Genomic DNA, 16,741 nt, shown 5'->3' on the forward strand with positions numbered 1-16,741 from the left:
GAGGTGTGCGCGATGCTCAGCGAGCGGCGGCTTCAGGTGCTGCGCGCCATCGTCCAGGACTACGTCGGCACCGAGGAGCCGGTCGGCTCCAAGGCCCTCACCGAGCGGCACAGCCTGGGCGTCTCACCGGCCACGGTCCGCAACGACATGGCGGCCCTGGAGGACGAGGGCTACATCGCCCAGCCGCACACCAGCGCCGGCCGCATCCCCACCGACAAGGGCTACCGCCTGTTCGTCGACAAGCTCGCCGAGGTCAAGCCGATGACCGCGCCCGAACGGCGCGCCATCCACCACTTCCTCGACGGCGCCGTCGACCTCGACGACGTGGTGGCCCGCACGGTGCGGCTGCTCGCCCAGCTGACCCGGCAGGTCGCCGTGGTGCAGTATCCGTCGCTGACCCGTTCGACCGTGCGGCACGTGGAGCTGCTGTCCCTCGCGCCCGCGCGCGTGATGCTCGTGCTGATCACGGACACCGGCCGGGTCGAGCAGCGGATGGTCGACTGCCCGGTGCCCTTCGGGGAGACCTCGCTGGCCGATCTGAGGGCGCGGCTGAACAGCCGGGTCGCGGGCCGCCGCTTCACGGACGTCCCGCAGCTCGTGGAGGACCTGCCCGACGCCTTCGACGTCGAGGACCGGGGTACGGTCTCGACCGTGCTGTCCACTCTGCTGGAGACGCTCGTCGAGGAGAACGAGGAGCGGCTGGTCATCGGCGGCACCGCCAACCTCACCCGCTTCCCGCACGACTTCCCGCTCACCATCAGGCCCGTTCTGGAGGCGCTGGAGGAGCAGGTCGTGCTGCTGAGGCTGCTCGGTGAGACGCAGAATGCGGGCATGACCGTGCGCATCGGTCACGAGAACGCCCACGAAGGACTCAACTCCACGTCCATCGTGTCGGTCGGCTACGGTTCGGGCGGCGAGGCAGTGGCCAAGCTCGGCGTGGTCGGACCGACCCGCATGGATTACCCGGGAACGATGGGAGCGGTACGCGCAGTGGCACGGTACGTCGGACAGATCCTGGCGGAGTCGTAGGTGGCCACGGACTACTACGCCGTTCTCGGCGTGCGCCGTGACGCGTCGCAGGAAGAGATCAAGAAGGCCTTCCGGCGGCTCGCACGCGAGCTGCACCCGGACGTCAACCCGGATCCGAAGACCCAGGAGCGGTTCAAGGAGATCAACGCCGCCTACGAGGTGCTCTCGGACCCGCAGAAGAAGCAGGTCTACGATCTCGGCGGCGACCCCCTCTCGCAGTCCGGCGGGGCCGGCGCGAGCGGCTTCGGGGCCGGCGGTTCCTTCGGGAACTTCTCCGACATCATGGACGCCTTCTTCGGCACGGCGTCGCAGCGCGGACCGCGCTCCCGCACGCGCCGGGGCCAGGACGCGATGATCCGGCTCGAGGTCGAGCTGGACGAGGCGGCCTTCGGCACCACGAAGGACATCCAGGTCGACACGGCCGTCGTCTGCAACACGTGCAGCGGCGAGGGAGCGGCCCCCGGCACCACGGCGCAGACGTGTGACATGTGCCGCGGCCGGGGTGAGGTCTCGCAGGTCACCCGGTCCTTCCTGGGCCAGGTCATGACCTCGCGTCCGTGCCCCCAGTGCCAGGGCTTCGGCACGGTGGTGCCCACCCCGTGCCCGGAGTGCGCCGGCGACGGCCGCATCCGCGCCCGCCGCACCCTGACCGTGAAGATCCCGGCCGGTGTCGACAACGGCACGCGCATCCAGCTCGCGGGCGAGGGCGAGGTCGGCCCCGGCGGCGGTCCGGCCGGCGACCTGTACGTCGAGATCCACGAGCTGCCGCACTCGACGTTCCAGCGGCGCGGCGACGACCTGCACTGCACGGTCACCATCCCGATGACCGCGGCGGCCCTCGGCACCAAGGTGCCGCTGGAGACCCTGGACGGCCTTGAGGAGGTCGACATCCGCCCGGGCACCCAGTCCGGCCAGTCGATCCCGCTGCACGGCCGGGGCGTCACGCATCTGCGCGGCGGCGGCCGGGGCGACCTCATCGTCCACGTCGAGGTCCAGACCCCGACCAAGCTCGACCCGGAGCAGGAGCGCCTGCTGCGCGAACTGTCCAAGCTGCGCGGCGAGGAACGCCCCCAGGGGCAGTTCCAGCCGGGGCAGCAGGGCTTGTTCTCGCGGTTGAAGGACGCTTTCAACGGCCGCTGAGGGGGGCTGGGGTCGGCCGGGGGTCCGGGGGTTGTCCCCCGGGCAGGCACGGTCAGCCGGGGCAGCAGGGCTTGTTCTCGCGGTTGAAGGACGCTTTCAACGGCCGCTGAGGCGGGGCTGGGGTCGGCCGGGGGCCCGGGGGTTGTCCCCCGGGCAGTCACAGCCAACGGTCGCTGACGCCTGACTGGGGTGGGAAGGGGGATTCCTCCGGCATATGCCGGAGGTCGCCCGGATTCGGACTCGTCCGGAGGACGTGACAACATGCCGTCATGTCCTCCGCACTGACCGATCTCTTCCCGCACCCGATCGTGCAGGCGCCGATGGCGGGCGGTCCCGCGGTGCCGCCGCTCGCCGCGGCGGTGTCCGACGCCGGCGGGCTGGGATTCCTCGCGGCCGGATACAAGACCGCCGACGGCATGTACCAGGAGATCAAGCAGCTTCGCGGACTGACCGGCCGCGCCTTCGGCGTCAACGTGTTCATGCCGCAGCCGGAGAGCGCCGAGACCGGCGCCGTCGACCTCTACGCCCACCAGCTCGCCGGCGAGCCCGGCTGGTACGAGACCGAACTCGGCGACCCGGAGTCCGGACGCGACGACGGCTACGACGCCAAGCTCGCCGTGCTCCTCGAGGACCCGGTGCCGGTGGTCTCCTTCCACTTCGGTGTGCCCGCCCGGGAGGTCGTGGACTCCCTGCACCGGGTCGGCACCTTCGTCCTCGCCACCGCCACCACCACCGAGGAGGCCCTCGCCGTGGACCGGTCGGGCGCGGACGCGGTGATCGCCCAGGGCGTGGAGGCCGGTGGCCACCAGGGCACCCACCGCGACCTGCCGGAGCAGGACGGCGCCGGGATCGGCTTGCTCTCACTCGTCGCGCAGATCCGTGAGACGGTCGCCCTGCCGATCATCGCCACGGGCGGCATCATGCGCGGCAGCCAGATCGCCGCCGTGCTCGCGGCGGGCGCCAGTGCCGCCCAGCTCGGCACGGCCTTCCTCGCCACCCCCGAGTCCGGCGCGCACAAGCTGCACAAGGAGGCCCTCACCGACCCGGTGTTCCCGCGTACGGAGCTGACCCGGGCGTTCTCCGGGCGGCCGGCCCGCGGACTGGTCAACCGCTTCATGCGGGAGCACGGCCCCTACGCGCCCGCCGCCTACCCGGAGGTCCACCACCTCACCGCGCCGCTGCGCAAGGCGGCCGCCAAGGCGAAGGACGCGCAGGGCATGGCGCTGTGGGCGGGCCAGGGCCACCGGATGGCCCGCGTACTGCCCGCCGGTCGGCTCGTGGAGGTACTGCTCGCCGAACTCGACGCGGCACGCACGGCGTTGGCGGCCGGCCCGGCGGCAGGAGGTGACGCGCGATGACCGCGCCGGTGTTCGTCGTCGACGAACTGAACCTGGTCGGCACGGAGTTCGTGCTGGACGGCCCCGAGGGGCGGCACGCGGTCTCGGTCAAGCGGCTGCGGCCGGGCGAGGACGTGGTGCTCACCGACGGCCGCGGGCGCTGGACCGAGGGCGTGGTCAAGGCGGCCGAGGGCAAGGACCGGCTGGTGATCGCGGACTTGGCGGCCCTCGTCGAGGAACCGCCGGAGTCCCCCCGTATCACCGTCGTCCAGGCGCTGCCCAAGGGCGACCGCGGTGAACTCGCCGTGGAGACCATGACCGAGGTCGGCGTGGACGCGATCGTGCCGTGGTCCGCCTCCCGCTGCATCACGCAGTGGAAGGGCGACCGGGGTCTCAAGGCGCTCGGCAAATGGCGCGCCACCGCCCGCGAGGCCGGCAAGCAGTCCCGTCGGGTGCGCTTCCCCGAGGTCGCGGACGCGGCGACGACCAAACAGGTTGCCGCACTTCTGGCCGGAGCCGACTTCGCCGCCGTGCTCCACGAGAGCGGCGAGGAACGCCTGGCCACCGCCGAACTCCCCGCCCGGGGCGAGATCGTGCTGGTCGTCGGCCCTGAAGGCGGGGTGTCCCCCGAGGAGTTGGCACAGTTCCGGGACGCGGGCGCGAAGCCGTACGTGCTCGGGCCCACCGTGCTGCGCACCTCGACCGCCGGCACGGCGGCGACCGCCCTGCTGCTGGGCCGTACCGGCCGCTGGTCCTGATCAGCCGCTCGCCCCGACCGGCCCGGCACGTCCCGAGGCCGGCCGGATGAGCGCGGGCGTGCGCGGCGCGCGCGTGGCCATATGCGCTCTACCGTCCCGGGCGCGGCGGTGGCAGGCTGCCGTACATGGGGGCATTGAGGCGGATTCGGCGCCTGCCGCACGGGCGGCGGGTGAGGGCCGTGACGGTGCTCGCGGTGGTCGCCGCGGGCGGCGCCGTCGCCTGCGATCCCGGCGGGCTCAGCGCGGCCTCGGCGGCGCACACGACCGACAGGACGGCGACGGCGGAACTGAACCGGCGGCATGCATCCGTGAGTTGGCTCAGCTGCACGGGCAGGGACGACGACGGAGGCCGGACACGCGCTGCGGGGAGTCCGGCGCCTTCGGCGTCCGAGATCACCATGGTCTCCGTGGACTGCAAGGGCGAGACGAAGGACGGCCGGAGGATCACCGTCACCGGGAAGGTCACCCGGGCCGTCGACGGAGCCTGCGTGCGCGGGGACCTGACCGCCACGGTGGGCGGCAAGGAGTGGTTCCACGTACGCGGCCTCGGCGACTGCGACGCCACGACCGGGCCGACGTACCGGCCTCCCGTCACCTACCGGCCCCCCCAGGGGCAGCCGCAGCCGGGGGTCACGGTGACCGTCACGCGGACGATCTGGTGCCAGGGCGATCCCACCTGCTGGCCCGTGCGCGGCAAGTGAGACCGCACGGCCGCCGGTTCGCGCGCGCGGGGAGGCCGTTCGCCCCCTGTCCGTGGCCGCCGCCCCTGCGTAGGGTGATCACGTGACTCAGCCCACATCGTCGCCCGCGTCCGTGTCGTCCGTGTCGTCTGCCTCGTCCGCCTCGTCTTCGTATCTCCGGTTCCCGCACCTGCGGGGCGAGTTGGTCGCCTTCACCGCCGAGGACGACGTGTGGCTCGCGCCGCTGGACGGCGGCCGGGCCTGGCGGGTCAGCGCGGACAACGTGCCGGTGAACCACCCCCGCATCTCGCCCGACGGCGCCTTCGTCGCCTGGACCTCCACCCGCGACGGCGCACCCGAGGCGCACATCGCCCCGGTCGACGGCGGCCCCGCCAGACGCCTGACGTACTGGGGGAGTACGAGGACACAGGTGCGCGGCTGGACCCCGGACGGCGAGGTCCTCGCGCTCAGCACCCAGGGCCAGGCCAGCCTCCGCCGCACCTGGGCACGCGCCGTCCCGCTCGATGGCGGACCGGCCACCACCCTGCCGTACGGGCCCGTCGGCGATGTCGCCCACGGCCCGCACACCGTGCTGCTGTCCGCGCCGATGGGCCGCGAGGCGGCCTGGTGGAAGCGGTACCGGGGCGGCGCGGCGGGCAAGCTGTGGATCGACCGTGAGAACACGGGGGAGTTCGTCCGGCTGCACGAGGCGCTGGACGGCAACCTCGAATACCCGCTGTGGGTGGGAGACAGGATCGCGTTCCTCTCCGACCACGAGGGCACCGGAGCGCTGTACTCCTCCCTCGCCGACGGCTCGGACCTGCGCAGGCACACCCCCCTGGAGGGGTTCTACGCGCGACACGCGGCCACCGACGGCACCCGGGTCGTCTACTCCAGCGCCGGTGAACTGTGGCTCCTCGACGACCTGGACGGCGCCGAGCCGCGCCGGATCGACGTCCGGCTCGGCGGGCCGCGCGTGGACCTGCAGCCCTATCCGCTGAGCGCCTCCCACTGGTTCGGCTCGGCGTCCCCCGACCACACCGCGCGCGGCAGCGCGGTCGCCGTGCGCGGTGCCGTCCACTGGGTCACCCACCGCTTTGGTCCCGCCCGCGCGCTCGCCGCCGAGCCCGGCGTACGCACCCGGCTGCCGCGTACCTTCCGCGCGGAGGGCGAGGAGTGGGTGGTGTGGGTGACGGACGCGGAGGGCGACGACGCCCTGGAGTTCGCGCCCGCCACCGGACTCGCGCCCGGCGCGACCCCGCGCCGGCTGGGCGCCGGGCAACTGGGCCGCGTCCTGGAACTCGTCACCGCCCCCGACGGCAGCCGCGTCGCCGTCGCCTCCCACGACGGCCGGCTACTGCTCGTCGAACGCGAGAGCGGCGAGGTGCGCGAGGTCGACCGCAGCGAGCACGGGGACGTGTGCGACCTCGCCTTCTCCCCCGACTCCGCCTGGCTGGCCTGGTCGCACCCCGGCCCGCGCCCCCTCAGCCAGCTCCGCCTCGCCAACACCACCGACCTGTCGGTCACCGACGCCACCCCGCTGCGCTTCCGGGACCACGCGCCCGCGTTCACCCTCGACGGCAAGCACCTCGCGTTCCTCTCCCACCGCTCCTTCGACCCGGTCTACGACGAGCACGTCTTCGACCTGGCGTTCGTCGAGAGCTCCCGCCCGCACCTGATCACGCTCGCCGCGGCGACCCCCTCGCCGTTCGGCCCGCAGCGGCACGGCCGGCCCTTCGAGACGCCCGACAAGGAGGAGACCCCGGACAGCGAGGGCGTCCCGGCGACCCGGATCGACCTGGAGGGCCTGGCCGACCGCATCGTGCCCTTCCCGGTCGAGGCCGCCCGCTACTCCGACCTGCGCGCCGCCAAGGACGGAGTGCTCTGGCTCAGGCACCCGGTGCGCGGAGTCCTCGGTGCCTCCCGCGCCACGCCCGACGACCCCGACCCGAAGACCGAGCTGGAGCGCTACGACCTCCTCCAGCAGCGCATCGAGCACCTCGCCGCCGACGCCGACCACTTCGCGGTCAGCGGCGACGGCAAGCGGGTCCTGCTGTGGACGGACGGCAAGCTGAAGGTCGTGCCCAGCGACCGGCGCGCCTCCGGCGACGAGGACAGCGACTCCAACATCACCGTCGACCTCGGCCGCGTCCGGCAGACCGTCGACCCGGCCGCCGAGTGGCGGCAGATGTACGAGGAGACCGGCCGCGTCATGCGGGACCACTTCTGGCGGCCGGACATGGGCGGCGTCGACTGGGACGGCGTCCTCGACCGCTACCGGCCCGTCCTGGACCGGATCGCCACCCACGACGACCTGGTCGACCTGCTGTGGGAGGTGCACGGCGAGCTGGGCACCTCGCACGCCTACGTCATACCGGCCGGCGGCTACGGGCACGGCGCCCGGCAGGGGCTGCTCGGCGCGGACATCTCCCGTCACGAGGACGGCAGTTGGCGCATCGACCGGATCCTGCCCTCGGAGACCTCCGACCCGCACGCGCGCAGCCCGCTCTCCGCGCCCGGTGTCGCGGTGCGCGCCGGGGACGCGATCGTCGCGGTCGGCGGGCGGCCGGTCGACCCGGTGTCCGGACCCGGCCCGCTGCTGGTCGGCACGGCGGACAAGCCGGTCGAGCTGACCGTCCTGCCGGCCGGCGGGGGCGACCCGCGGCACGCGGTCGTGGTCCCCGTCGCCGACGAGGAGCCCCTGCGCTACCACGCGTGGGTGGCCGACCGCCGGGCCCATGTCCACGAGCGGTCCGGCGGCCGCCTCGGCTATCTGCACGTGCCGGACATGCAGGCCCTCGGCTGGGCGCAGATCCACCGCGATCTGCGCGTGGAGGTGGCCCGCGAGGGACTCGTCGTCGACGTCCGCGAGAACCGCGGCGGCCACACCTCCCAGCTCGTGGTGGAGAAACTGGCCCGGCGGATCGTCGGCTGGGACCTGCCGCGCGGCATGCGGCCGGAGAGCTACCCGCAGGACGCGCCCCGCGGTCCGGTCGTCGCCGTCGCCAACGAGTTCTCCGGCTCCGACGGCGACATCGTCAACGCGGCGATCAAGGCGCTCGGCATCGGACCGGTCGTCGGCACCCGCACCTGGGGCGGCGTGATCGGCATCGACAGCCGCTACCGCCTGGTGGACGGCACGCTGATCACCCAGCCCAAGTACGCCTTCTGGCTGGAGGGTCAGGGGTGGGGCGTGGAGAATTACGGCGTGGATCCGGACATCGAGGTGGCCCAGCGCCCGCAGGACCACGCGGCGGCCCTCGACGCCCCCCTGGACGAGGCGATCCGCGTCGCGCTGGAGGCCCTGGAGACAACACCGGCGAAGACTCCGCCCGGTCTGCCATAAGCCGCGGGCACAAGTGCCTACCCCCGCAGGGGGACCCCCAGGGCGGCACGGGCGGGCGCGGGCGGCACTCCGCAAGCGCCGGGCTGCGCGCCCGCCCCCACCGGGGAAACACCGGGCAACCCGGAAAGCGGCGCTCGGTAACATGCCCGTACTGGATCAGACCGAGGAGGCACCGCATGGCAGGGGAACCCCAGGACGACTGTCTGTTCTGCAAGATCGTCGCGGGACACGTCCCGGCCACGATCGTCCGCGAGACGGAGACGACCATCGCCTTCCGCGACATCAACCCCCAGGCACCCACCCACGTCCTGGTGATCCCCAAGGCGCACTACAAGGACGCGGCGGCCCTCGCCGCCGAGGCCCCCGCCCTCGCCGCGGACGTGCTGCGCGAGACGCAGACGATCGCCGACGAGGACAAGCTGGACAGCTACCGCATCGTGTTCAACACCGGCTCCGGCGCGGGCCAGACCGTCTGGCACGCCCACGCCCACGTCCTCGGCGGCCGCGGCCTTCAGTGGCCCCCCGGGTAGGCCGTCGTGTCCGTACGTGAACTGGTCGTCCTCGGCACCGCGAGCCAGGTGCCCACCCGCCACCGCAACCACAACGGCTACCTGCTGCGCTGGGACGGCGAGGGCATCCTGTTCGACCCCGGCGAGGGCACCCAGCGCCAGATGCTGCGCGCCGGGGTCGCGGCGCACGACCTGAACCGGATCTGCGTCACCCACTTCCACGGCGACCACAGCCTCGGCCTGGCCGGGGTGATCCAGCGGATCAACCTCGACCGGGTGCCGCACGAGATCACCGCCCACTACCCGCGTTCGGGCAAGCGCTTCTTCGACCGCCTGCGCTACGCCACCGCCTACCGCGAGACGGTCGGGCTCACCGAGGTCCCGGTCGACGCCGACGGCGTCCTCGCGACCACCCCGGCGTACACCTTCGAGGCCCGCCGGCTCTCCCACCCGGTGGAGTCCTTCGGCTACCGGCTGGTCGAGCCGGACGGGCGTCGCATGCTGCCCGAGCGGCTCGCCGCGCACGGGATCAAGGGCCCGGACGTGGGCCGCATCCAGCGCGACGGCTCCCTGGCCGGGGTCCCGCTGGAGGCCGTCAGCGAGGTGCGGCCGGGACAGCGCTTCGCGTTCGTCATGGACACCCGGCTGTGCGAGGGCGTGCACGCGCTCGCCGAGGGCTGCGACCTGCTGGTCATCGAGTCGACCTTCCTCGACGAGGACGAGCCGCTGGCCGTCGAGCACGGCCACCTGACGGCCGGTCAGGCGGCGCGGGTGGCGCGGGACGCCGGTGTGCGGCATCTGGTCCTCACCCACTTCAGCCAGCGGTACACCGGGCCCGAGGAGTTCGAGCGGCAGGCACGCGCGGCAGGGTTCGACGGCGAGCTGACCGTGGCGTACGACCTGCTCAGAGTGCCGGTCCCGAAACGGCGCTGACCAGGGACGTACGATGTTCCGATGCCTCTGCCGAAAGCCGAACTGCACCTGCACATCGAAGGCACCCTGGAGCCGGAGCTCGCGTTCGAGCTGGCCGCGCGCAACGGCGTCGAACTGCCGTACGCGGACACCGAAGCGCTCCGTGAGGCCTACCGGTTCGAGGACCTCCAGTCCTTCCTGAACCTGTACTACGAGCTCATGGCCGTCCTGCGCACCGAGCGGGACTTCGAGGACCTGGCCGACGCCTATCTCGCGCGGGCCGCCGCGCAGGGCGTGCGGCACGCGGAGATCTTCTTCGACCCGCAGGCCCATCTCTCCCGCGGCGTCGACATGGGCACGGTCGTCGACGGGCTGTGGCGGGCGCTGGGCCGGTGGGGGTCCCCCCGCTCGAGCGAAGCCGAGAGCGGGGGAGAGGAGCAACACGGCGTCTCCACCCAACTGATCATGTGCTTCCTGCGCGACGAGTCCGCCGAGTCGGCCATGGAGACCCTGGACGCCGCCAAGCCGTACCTCGACCGGATCACCGGGATCGGCCTCGACTCGGCCGAGGCGGGTCACCCGCCGGCGAAGTTCCGCGAGGTGTACGAGGCCGCCGCCGCCCTCGGGCTGCGGCGCGTGGCGCACGCCGGCGAGGAGGGCCCGCCGGAGTACATCGCGCAGGCCCTCGACGTGCTCGGCGTCGAGCGCGTCGACCACGGGCTGCGCTGCATGGAGGACCCGGAGCTGGTCGCCCGCCTGGTGCGCGACCGGATCCCGCTGACGGTGTGCCCCCTGTCGAACGTCCGCCTCCGCGCGGTCGACACGCTGGCCGACCACCCGCTGCCCGCCATGCTGGACGCCGGCCTGCTGTGCACGCTCAACTCCGACGACCCGGCCTACTTCGGCGGCTACGTCGGCGACAACTTCCACGCCGTGCGCGACACCCTGGCCCTGGGCAAGGACCGGCTGCGCGAACTGGCCCGCAACTCCTTCCTGGCCTCCTTCCTGGAACACGACGAGGAGCGGCGCCGCCGGTACCTCGCCGAGGTCGAGGCGTACGAGTTCCCTTAGGTCCTCCGCCAACGACCCCTCCGCGCATGCCCGTTGACGCAGCATGTTCGCGTTTCTAAACTCCGTTCCCATACGTGGATGGCGTCTATGTGGGGAGATGGCCAGGGTGAGTCCGGAGACGAACACCGCGGGTCCGTCCGATGTGGTGCGCAGACTGCGGGACGGGATGGCGCACGGCGTGCTGTCCTTCCCACTGACGGCGTTCCACGACGACGGCTCGCTCGACCCCGACGGCTGCCGCGCCTACCTGGCCGCCCAGCTCGCCACCGCACCCGGCGCCCTCTTCCCGGCCTGCGGCACCGGCGAGTTCTTCTCCCTGGACGAGGACGAGTACCGCCGGGTCGTCACGATCGCCGTCGAGGAGGCGGCGGGCCGGATGCCCGTGGTGGCGGGCACCGGCTACGGCTGGGCGCAGGCCACGCGGTTTTCGCGCATCGCCGAGGAGGCCGGCGCCGACGCGCTCCTCGTCCTGCCGCACTACCTCGTCGCCGCCCCGCAGGACGGACTGGCCGCCCAGCTCGAACAGCTCGCCGCCCGCACCCGGCTGCCGCTCATCGCCTACCAGCGCGGACAGGTGGCGTACGGCCTGGAGACGTTCCGGCGCATCGTGCGGATCCCCTCGGTCATCGGCCTCAAGGACGGCCGCTGCGACCTCGACGCCCTCCAGCGGCTCACCCTCGCCGCCCCCGAGGGCTTCCTGTTCTTCAACGGCGCCCCCACCGCCGAGATGCAGGCCCGCGCCTACGCCACCGTCGGCGTGGCCGCCTACTCCTCCGCCGTGCACGCCTTCGCCCCCGAGATCGCGAACGCCTTCTTCGCCGCGCTGCGGTCCGGCGACGCCGGCTCCGCGGACAGACTGCTGCGCGACTTCTACGTCCCCTTCGTCGAACTGCGCGACCGGGTGCCCGGATACTCCGTGTCCCTGGTGAAGGCGGCCGCCCGGCTGCGCGGCCGCCCCGTCGGACCCGTGAGGGCCCCGCTCACCGAACCCTCGCCCGCCGACCTGGCCGACCTGCGGGAACTGCTCTCCGCGGGACTCGACATGGTGGGAGCCGCCCTGTGACCGGCGACCTGACCGTCACCGAGGTACGGCTGACCCCGATCCTGGTCGCCGACCCGCCGCTGCTGAACACCCAGGGCGTCCACCAGCCGTACACCCCCCGCCTGATCGTGGAAGTGGTGACGGCGGACGGCATCACCGGATACGGCGAGACCTACGGCGACACCAAGTACCTGGAGCTGGCCCGCCCGCTCGCCGACCGGCTGACGGGACGCCGGGTCACCGACCTGAACGGTCTGTTCGGCCTCGATCTCGCCGTGGACGCCTCCCGGGTGGAGAACGCCGTCGACGTCGGCGGGCTGCGCGGCGTCCAGACCGCGGACAAACTGCGCCTGTCCGTCCTGTCCGGCTTCGAGGTCGCCTGCCTGGACGCCCTCGGCAAGGCGCTCGGCCTGCCCGTGCACGCGCTGCTCGGCGGCAAGGTGCGCGACTCCGTCGAGTACAGCGCCTACCTCTTCTACAAGTGGGCCGGGCATCCGGAGGGCGTCGCCTGCGAGAAGGACGACTGGGGCGCCGCGCTCGACCCGGCGGGGGTGGTCGAGCAGGCGCGCGCGTTCACCGAGCGCCACGGCTTCACCTCCTTCAAGCTCAAGGGCGGCGTCTTCCCGCCCGAGGAGGAGATCGCCGCCGTACGGGCCCTCGCGGAGGCCTTCCCCGGGCACCCGCTGCGGCTGGACCCCAACGGCGCCTGGTCGGTGGAGACCTCCGTGGAGGTGGCCCGGCAGCTCGGGGACGTCCTCGAGTACCTGGAGGACCCCGCCCTCGGCACGCCCGCCATGGCCGAGGTGGCCGCCCGGACCGGCGTGCCGCTGGCCACCAACATGTGCGTGACGACGTTCGCCGAGATCAAGGAGGCGTTCACCTCGAACGCGGTGCAGGTGCTCCTCTCCGACCACCACTACTGGGGCGGCCTGCGCAACACCCAGCAACTCGCGGCCCTGTGCGCCGCCTTCGGCGTCGGCGTGTCGATGCACTCCAACACCCACCTGGGGATCAGCCTCGCCGCCATGACCCACGTGGCGTCCACCGTGCCCGGCCTGCACCACGCCTGCGACACCCACTACCCCTGGCAGTCGGAGGACGTCCTGACCGAGCGGCTCACCTTCGACGGCGGCCGGGTCGCCGTCCCCGACGGCCCCGGTCTCGGCGTCGAACTCGACCGGGACAGGCTGGCCTTCCTGCACCGCCGCTGGGCCGAGGACGACGGCCGGCTGCGCGACCGCGACGACGCGGCGGCGATGCGCGTCGCCGAACCGGGCTGGACCGCCCCGGCGACCCCCCGCTGGTAGGCGCGGCGGACCTCCCCGGCGCGAGCGCCGACGTGTCGTCGGCGCTCTGGTGCACACTGGCCGGACCAGCACCACGTCAGGGAGCGCACCGTGACCGCGTCCAACACGTCCGCCGGAGCGGGACCGGAGTACCCGGAGGACCGGGACGGCCGGGAGGACCGGGACGGCCGGGAGTACATCGTCGGGGCGCCGCACGCCCACGTCGATCACCCGGTCGACCCGCTGGCCGGACTGCGCTCGGCGGACGACCCGCCCTGGGACGTGTACCTCACGGGCACCGTCTTCCTCGACATCGTCTTCACCGGACTCGAATCCGCCCCGGTGCGCGGGACCGAGTCCTGGGCGCGCGGGATGGGTTCGAGCCCCGGCGGGGTCGCCAACATGGCGACCGCGCTGGCCCGTCTGGGACTGCGGACGTCCCTGGCGGCGGCCTTCGGCGACGACCACTACGGCGACTACTGCTGGGACGCGCTGGAACAGGGCGAGGGCATCGACCTGTCCCCGTCCGGCACCGTGCCCGGCTGGCACTCGCCGGTCACCGTCTCCATGGCGTACGAGGGCGAGCGCACCATGGTCTCGCACGGCCACGAGCCGCCCCCGGAGGCCGTGTTCCTCCAGGAGGGCGCCCCGGCGTGCCGGCCCCGCGCGCGGGCCGCGGTGTCCTCCCTGACGCCGGGCCGGCGTTCCCCGTGGATCGCCCAGGCCGCGGCCGAGGGCACGCGCATCTTCGGTGACGTCGGCTGGGACGACAGCGGCGCCTGGGACCTGGCGGGTCTGCCCGACCTGGAGCACTGCGAGGCGTTCCTGCCCAACGCCGAGGAGGCCATGCGCTACACGGGCACCGACTGTCCGCGCGCCGCCGCGCACGCGCTCACCGCGTACGTACCGCTCGCGGTGGTCACCCTCGGCTCCGAGGGCGCCTACGCGGTCGACCGGCGCACGGGGGAGAGCGCCGAGGTGCCCGCCATCGCGGTGGAGGCCCTCGACCCGACCGGCGCGGGCGACGTCTTCGTCGCCGGCTTCGTCACCGGCACCCTGGCCGGCTGGCCGCTGGCCGACCGGCTCGCCTTCGCAGGCCTCACCGCCGCCCTGTCCGTGCAGGAGTTCGGCGGCTCCCTGTCGGCCCCCGGCTGGTCCGAGATCGCCGCCTGGTGGCGCCGGGTGCAGTCGGTCGAGGGCCAGGACCCGGCGGCCCTGCGGCGGTACGCGTTCCTCGAGGCCCTGATTCCCGAGGCGAGCGTCGAGCCGTGGCCACGGCGCCGGGCCGTGCCGACGATCGGGTTCCGCAGGCCGGCGTGACCGGTGTGACCGGCCCGACCGGCGCGGTCGCGTGTCGGTCAGGTCGCGTGCCGAGCCGCCCACGACATGGCCGGGAAGGTCGTTGACAGGTGACGTCCGCCGCCCGATCATCGGCGCGACCGAGCACGGTGAGGCAAGCAGCTCCGGCCTCCTGACTCCCACCGCCGAAGGACACGCGTCGTGCGCAGACCCTCACGCAGCCCCGGAGTACTCCTCGCCGTCCTCGGCCTTGTCCTCGCGCTGCCCGTCGCGTTGACCGCGCCGGAACCGGCCCGGGCGCGGACGCTGACCGGGACCGCCGCCGACCGGTCCGCGCCCCGGCTCACCCACTCCGCGGACCAGCTCACCCTGACCGTACCGGCGGACCGCACCACCCCTGGTTACGCATTACGGGTGACGAGGAATCAACTCGCCCTGACGACCAGCCGTTCGGGCGGCACGGTTCTGGCCACCGCAGGCGGCGACACCGGAGCACTGCGCTTCCGGACCGCCGGCACATGGCGGCACGCCACCCGCGTCACCGACTGGACCTGGAAGAACGGCACGCTCACCCTCACCGCCGCCACGACGGCGCCCGGCGTCACCGTACGGGCCCACGTCACCCCGTCCGCCGACCGCTACCGGCTCGACTGGCAGGTCGTCGGCGCCGCCCCCGAACGCCTCGGCCTCGCCTACGACTTGTCCTCCGCCGGCCACTGGTACGGCCACGGCGAGACCCGGACCCCGCACGGCGGCCCCGCCACCGACCAGCCCTGGCCGCTCGACAGCGGACAGGTCGCCGACCCGGCCTTCGGGCCCGCCTCCTACTACATGGTCGACCCGTTCTGGTACACGTCCTCCGCGGCCGGACTGCACGTGGACACCGGGCACGTCATGAACGTGGCCATCAACCAGGACGAGGACGGCCTCGGCCGCTTCGACATCGAGTCCGCGGACCCCTACCGGGCCACGGTCTTCGTCGAGTCCACGCCGCTGGACGTCTACCGCGACTACGTCGGCGTCGTCGGCAGGCCGGACAAGAGCGACGCCACCCCGCGGCAGTACGCCGAGCCGGTGTGGAACTCCTGGGCGCAGTTCTACACCCACGTCGACCAGGCGAAGCTCCTCGGCTACGCCCAGGACCTGCACGACCACGGGATCACCGGGCACACGCTCCAGCTCGACGACAAATGGGAGTCCGACTACGGGAACATGACCTTCGACCCGAAGGCCTACCCGGACCCCGGGGCGATGTCCCGCCGGATCCACGGCCTCGGCTTCGACTTCGGCCTCTGGGTGACGCTGTGGATCAACCTGGACTCCGACCAGTACCGGTACGCGGCCGACCACGGCTATCTGCTGGGCACCGCCGCCGATCCCGCCGAGCCGTGCCGGGCCACCTGGTGGAACGGCACCGCCGGGATCGTCGACCTCGCCAACCCGGAGGCCAGGGCCTGGTACGAGGGCCGGCTCCGCGGCCTGATGAGCACCTACGGCGTCGACGGGCTGAAGTTCGACACCCGCTTCTTCGACGAGCGGTGCGTTCCCCGCGCCGGTTACCAGCCCACCGACTACCAGCGCCTCGGCGCGCGGCTCGCCGACGAGTTCGATCTCCAGGGCGTCGGCATCCGCGTCCACTGGGACACCACCGCGCACCGGGCCGGGTTCGTCACCCGCCAACTGGACAAGGGCACCGGGTGGAACTCCCTGCGGGCCGCCGTGACGCAGAACCTCGCCATCTCCACCATCGGCTACCCCTTCGTGACCACCGACATGATCGGCGGCTCCAGCGGTCAGCCCGCCCCCACCGGTGAGGTCCTGGTCCGCTGGGCCCAGGCCGCGTCGCTGATGCCGCTCATGTACTCCTCCACGTCACCCGTCGGCACCGTCGATGTGACGACCGGCCGGAAGGTGGTGTACGACGCGCGGACCACCGGCCTCTACCGCGAGGCCATCGCCCGCCACGGCCGCCTCGCCCCCTACATCCGCGACCAGGTCGGGGACACGCTGCGCACCGGCGACCCGATCATGCGCCCGCTCTTCTTCGACTTCCCGCACGACGAGCGGGCGTACACGGTCACCGACGAGTGGATGCTGGGCCCCGCGATCCTGGCGGCCCCCCAGTTGACCGACGCCCCCAGCCGCCCGGTCCACCTGCCCCCGGGCACCTGGTACGACGTGACCCACGCCCGCACCGTCCAGGGCCCCCGCACCCTCCCGGCCTACACGACCCCCCTGAACACGACCCCGGTCTTCATCAACCTGAAGGCGAAGGCCGCGAAGAAGGCCCTGAAGGCCCTGCGTTGAGGGGGATCGCCCCCCTCGCAGGGAG

The 16,741-nt window shown here is 73.1% G+C and carries 13 protein-coding genes; all 13 read left to right on the forward strand.

Annotation, left to right across the window (positions count from 1 at the left end):
• Positions 1 to 12: 12 nt before the first annotated feature.
• Positions 13 to 1,029, forward strand: coding sequence for a heat-inducible transcriptional repressor HrcA (gene hrcA / locus ACIOWN_RS00320; RefSeq protein ID WP_362347301.1), 1,017 nt, complete (start codon positions 13 to 15; stop codon positions 1,027 to 1,029).
• Complete coding sequence (gene dnaJ, locus ACIOWN_RS00325) at positions 1,030 to 2,169, forward strand: molecular chaperone DnaJ (RefSeq protein WP_362347303.1); 1,140 nt, start codon at positions 1,030 to 1,032, stop codon at positions 2,167 to 2,169. It abuts the gene before it with no gap.
• A gap of 269 nt (positions 2,170 to 2,438) precedes the next feature.
• Positions 2,439 to 3,527, forward strand: coding sequence for a nitronate monooxygenase (locus tag ACIOWN_RS00330; RefSeq protein WP_362347305.1), 1,089 nt, complete (start codon positions 2,439 to 2,441; stop codon positions 3,525 to 3,527).
• On the forward strand, positions 3,524 to 4,264 hold the full coding sequence (locus ACIOWN_RS00335) for a 16S rRNA (uracil(1498)-N(3))-methyltransferase (protein WP_362347307.1): 741 nt from the start codon (positions 3,524 to 3,526) through the stop codon (positions 4,262 to 4,264). Before ACIOWN_RS00330 ends, ACIOWN_RS00335 begins: the two co-directional genes overlap by 4 nt.
• Before the next feature lie 125 nt (positions 4,265 to 4,389).
• Positions 4,390 to 4,965 (forward strand): hypothetical protein, encoded by a 576-nt coding sequence (locus tag ACIOWN_RS00340; RefSeq protein WP_401979489.1) that lies wholly within the window; start codon positions 4,390 to 4,392, stop codon positions 4,963 to 4,965.
• A gap of 181 nt (positions 4,966 to 5,146) precedes the next feature.
• Complete coding sequence (locus ACIOWN_RS00345; RefSeq protein WP_362347765.1) at positions 5,147 to 8,290, forward strand: S41 family peptidase; 3,144 nt, start codon at positions 5,147 to 5,149, stop codon at positions 8,288 to 8,290.
• 176 nt (positions 8,291 to 8,466) lie between these two features.
• Positions 8,467 to 8,820, forward strand: a complete 354-nt coding sequence (locus tag ACIOWN_RS00350; protein ID WP_362347310.1) for a histidine triad nucleotide-binding protein — start codon at positions 8,467 to 8,469, stop codon at positions 8,818 to 8,820.
• Positions 8,821 to 8,826: 6 nt separating this feature from the next.
• Positions 8,827 to 9,732, forward strand: a complete 906-nt coding sequence (locus ACIOWN_RS00355; RefSeq protein WP_362347312.1) for a ribonuclease Z — start codon at positions 8,827 to 8,829, stop codon at positions 9,730 to 9,732.
• A 21-nt stretch (positions 9,733 to 9,753) separates the two neighbouring features.
• On the forward strand, positions 9,754 to 10,782 hold the full coding sequence (locus ACIOWN_RS00360) for an adenosine deaminase (RefSeq protein WP_362347314.1): 1,029 nt from the start codon (positions 9,754 to 9,756) through the stop codon (positions 10,780 to 10,782).
• A gap of 97 nt (positions 10,783 to 10,879) precedes the next feature.
• A complete protein-coding gene (locus ACIOWN_RS00365) occupies positions 10,880 to 11,845 on the forward strand; it encodes a 5-dehydro-4-deoxyglucarate dehydratase (RefSeq protein ID WP_401979492.1) in 966 nt (321 codons plus the stop codon).
• Entirely contained in the window at positions 11,842 to 13,131 is a 1,290-nt protein-coding gene (locus ACIOWN_RS00370) for a glucarate dehydratase family protein (RefSeq protein ID WP_362347318.1), read from the forward strand. The genes ACIOWN_RS00365 and ACIOWN_RS00370 overlap by 4 nt, the downstream gene beginning before the upstream one ends.
• Positions 13,132 to 13,308: 177 nt before the next feature.
• Positions 13,309 to 14,430, forward strand: a complete 1,122-nt coding sequence (locus ACIOWN_RS00375) for a carbohydrate kinase family protein (RefSeq protein ID WP_401980210.1) — start codon at positions 13,309 to 13,311, stop codon at positions 14,428 to 14,430.
• A 180-nt stretch (positions 14,431 to 14,610) separates the two neighbouring features.
• Complete coding sequence (locus ACIOWN_RS00380; protein ID WP_401979495.1) at positions 14,611 to 16,716, forward strand: glycoside hydrolase family 31 protein; 2,106 nt, start codon at positions 14,611 to 14,613, stop codon at positions 16,714 to 16,716.
• Positions 16,717 to 16,741: the final 25 nt, after the last annotated feature.

It is taken from the genome of Streptomyces sp. NPDC087787 (genome assembly GCF_044743035.1).
Lineage (GTDB): Bacteria > Actinomycetota > Actinomycetes > Streptomycetales > Streptomycetaceae > Streptomyces.

Excerpts from the sequence above, each read along its gene's own strand:
- ACIOWN_RS00330 (WP_362347305.1), top strand. The coding sequence starts at position 2,439 with ATGTCCTCCGCACTGACCGATCTCTTCCCGCACCCGATCGTGCAGGCG.
- ACIOWN_RS00340 (WP_401979489.1), top strand. The coding sequence starts at position 4,390 with ATGGGGGCATTGAGGCGGATTCGGCGCCTGCCGCACGGGCGGCGGGTG.
- hrcA (WP_362347301.1), top strand. The coding sequence starts at position 13 with ATGCTCAGCGAGCGGCGGCTTCAGGTGCTGCGCGCCATCGTCCAGGAC.
- ACIOWN_RS00365 (WP_401979492.1), top strand. The coding sequence starts at position 10,880 with ATGGCCAGGGTGAGTCCGGAGACGAACACCGCGGGTCCGTCCGATGTG.
- ACIOWN_RS00335 (WP_362347307.1), top strand. The coding sequence starts at position 3,524 with ATGACCGCGCCGGTGTTCGTCGTCGACGAACTGAACCTGGTCGGCACG.
- ACIOWN_RS00360 (WP_362347314.1), top strand. The coding sequence starts at position 9,754 with ATGCCTCTGCCGAAAGCCGAACTGCACCTGCACATCGAAGGCACCCTG.
- ACIOWN_RS00350 (WP_362347310.1), top strand. The coding sequence starts at position 8,467 with ATGGCAGGGGAACCCCAGGACGACTGTCTGTTCTGCAAGATCGTCGCG.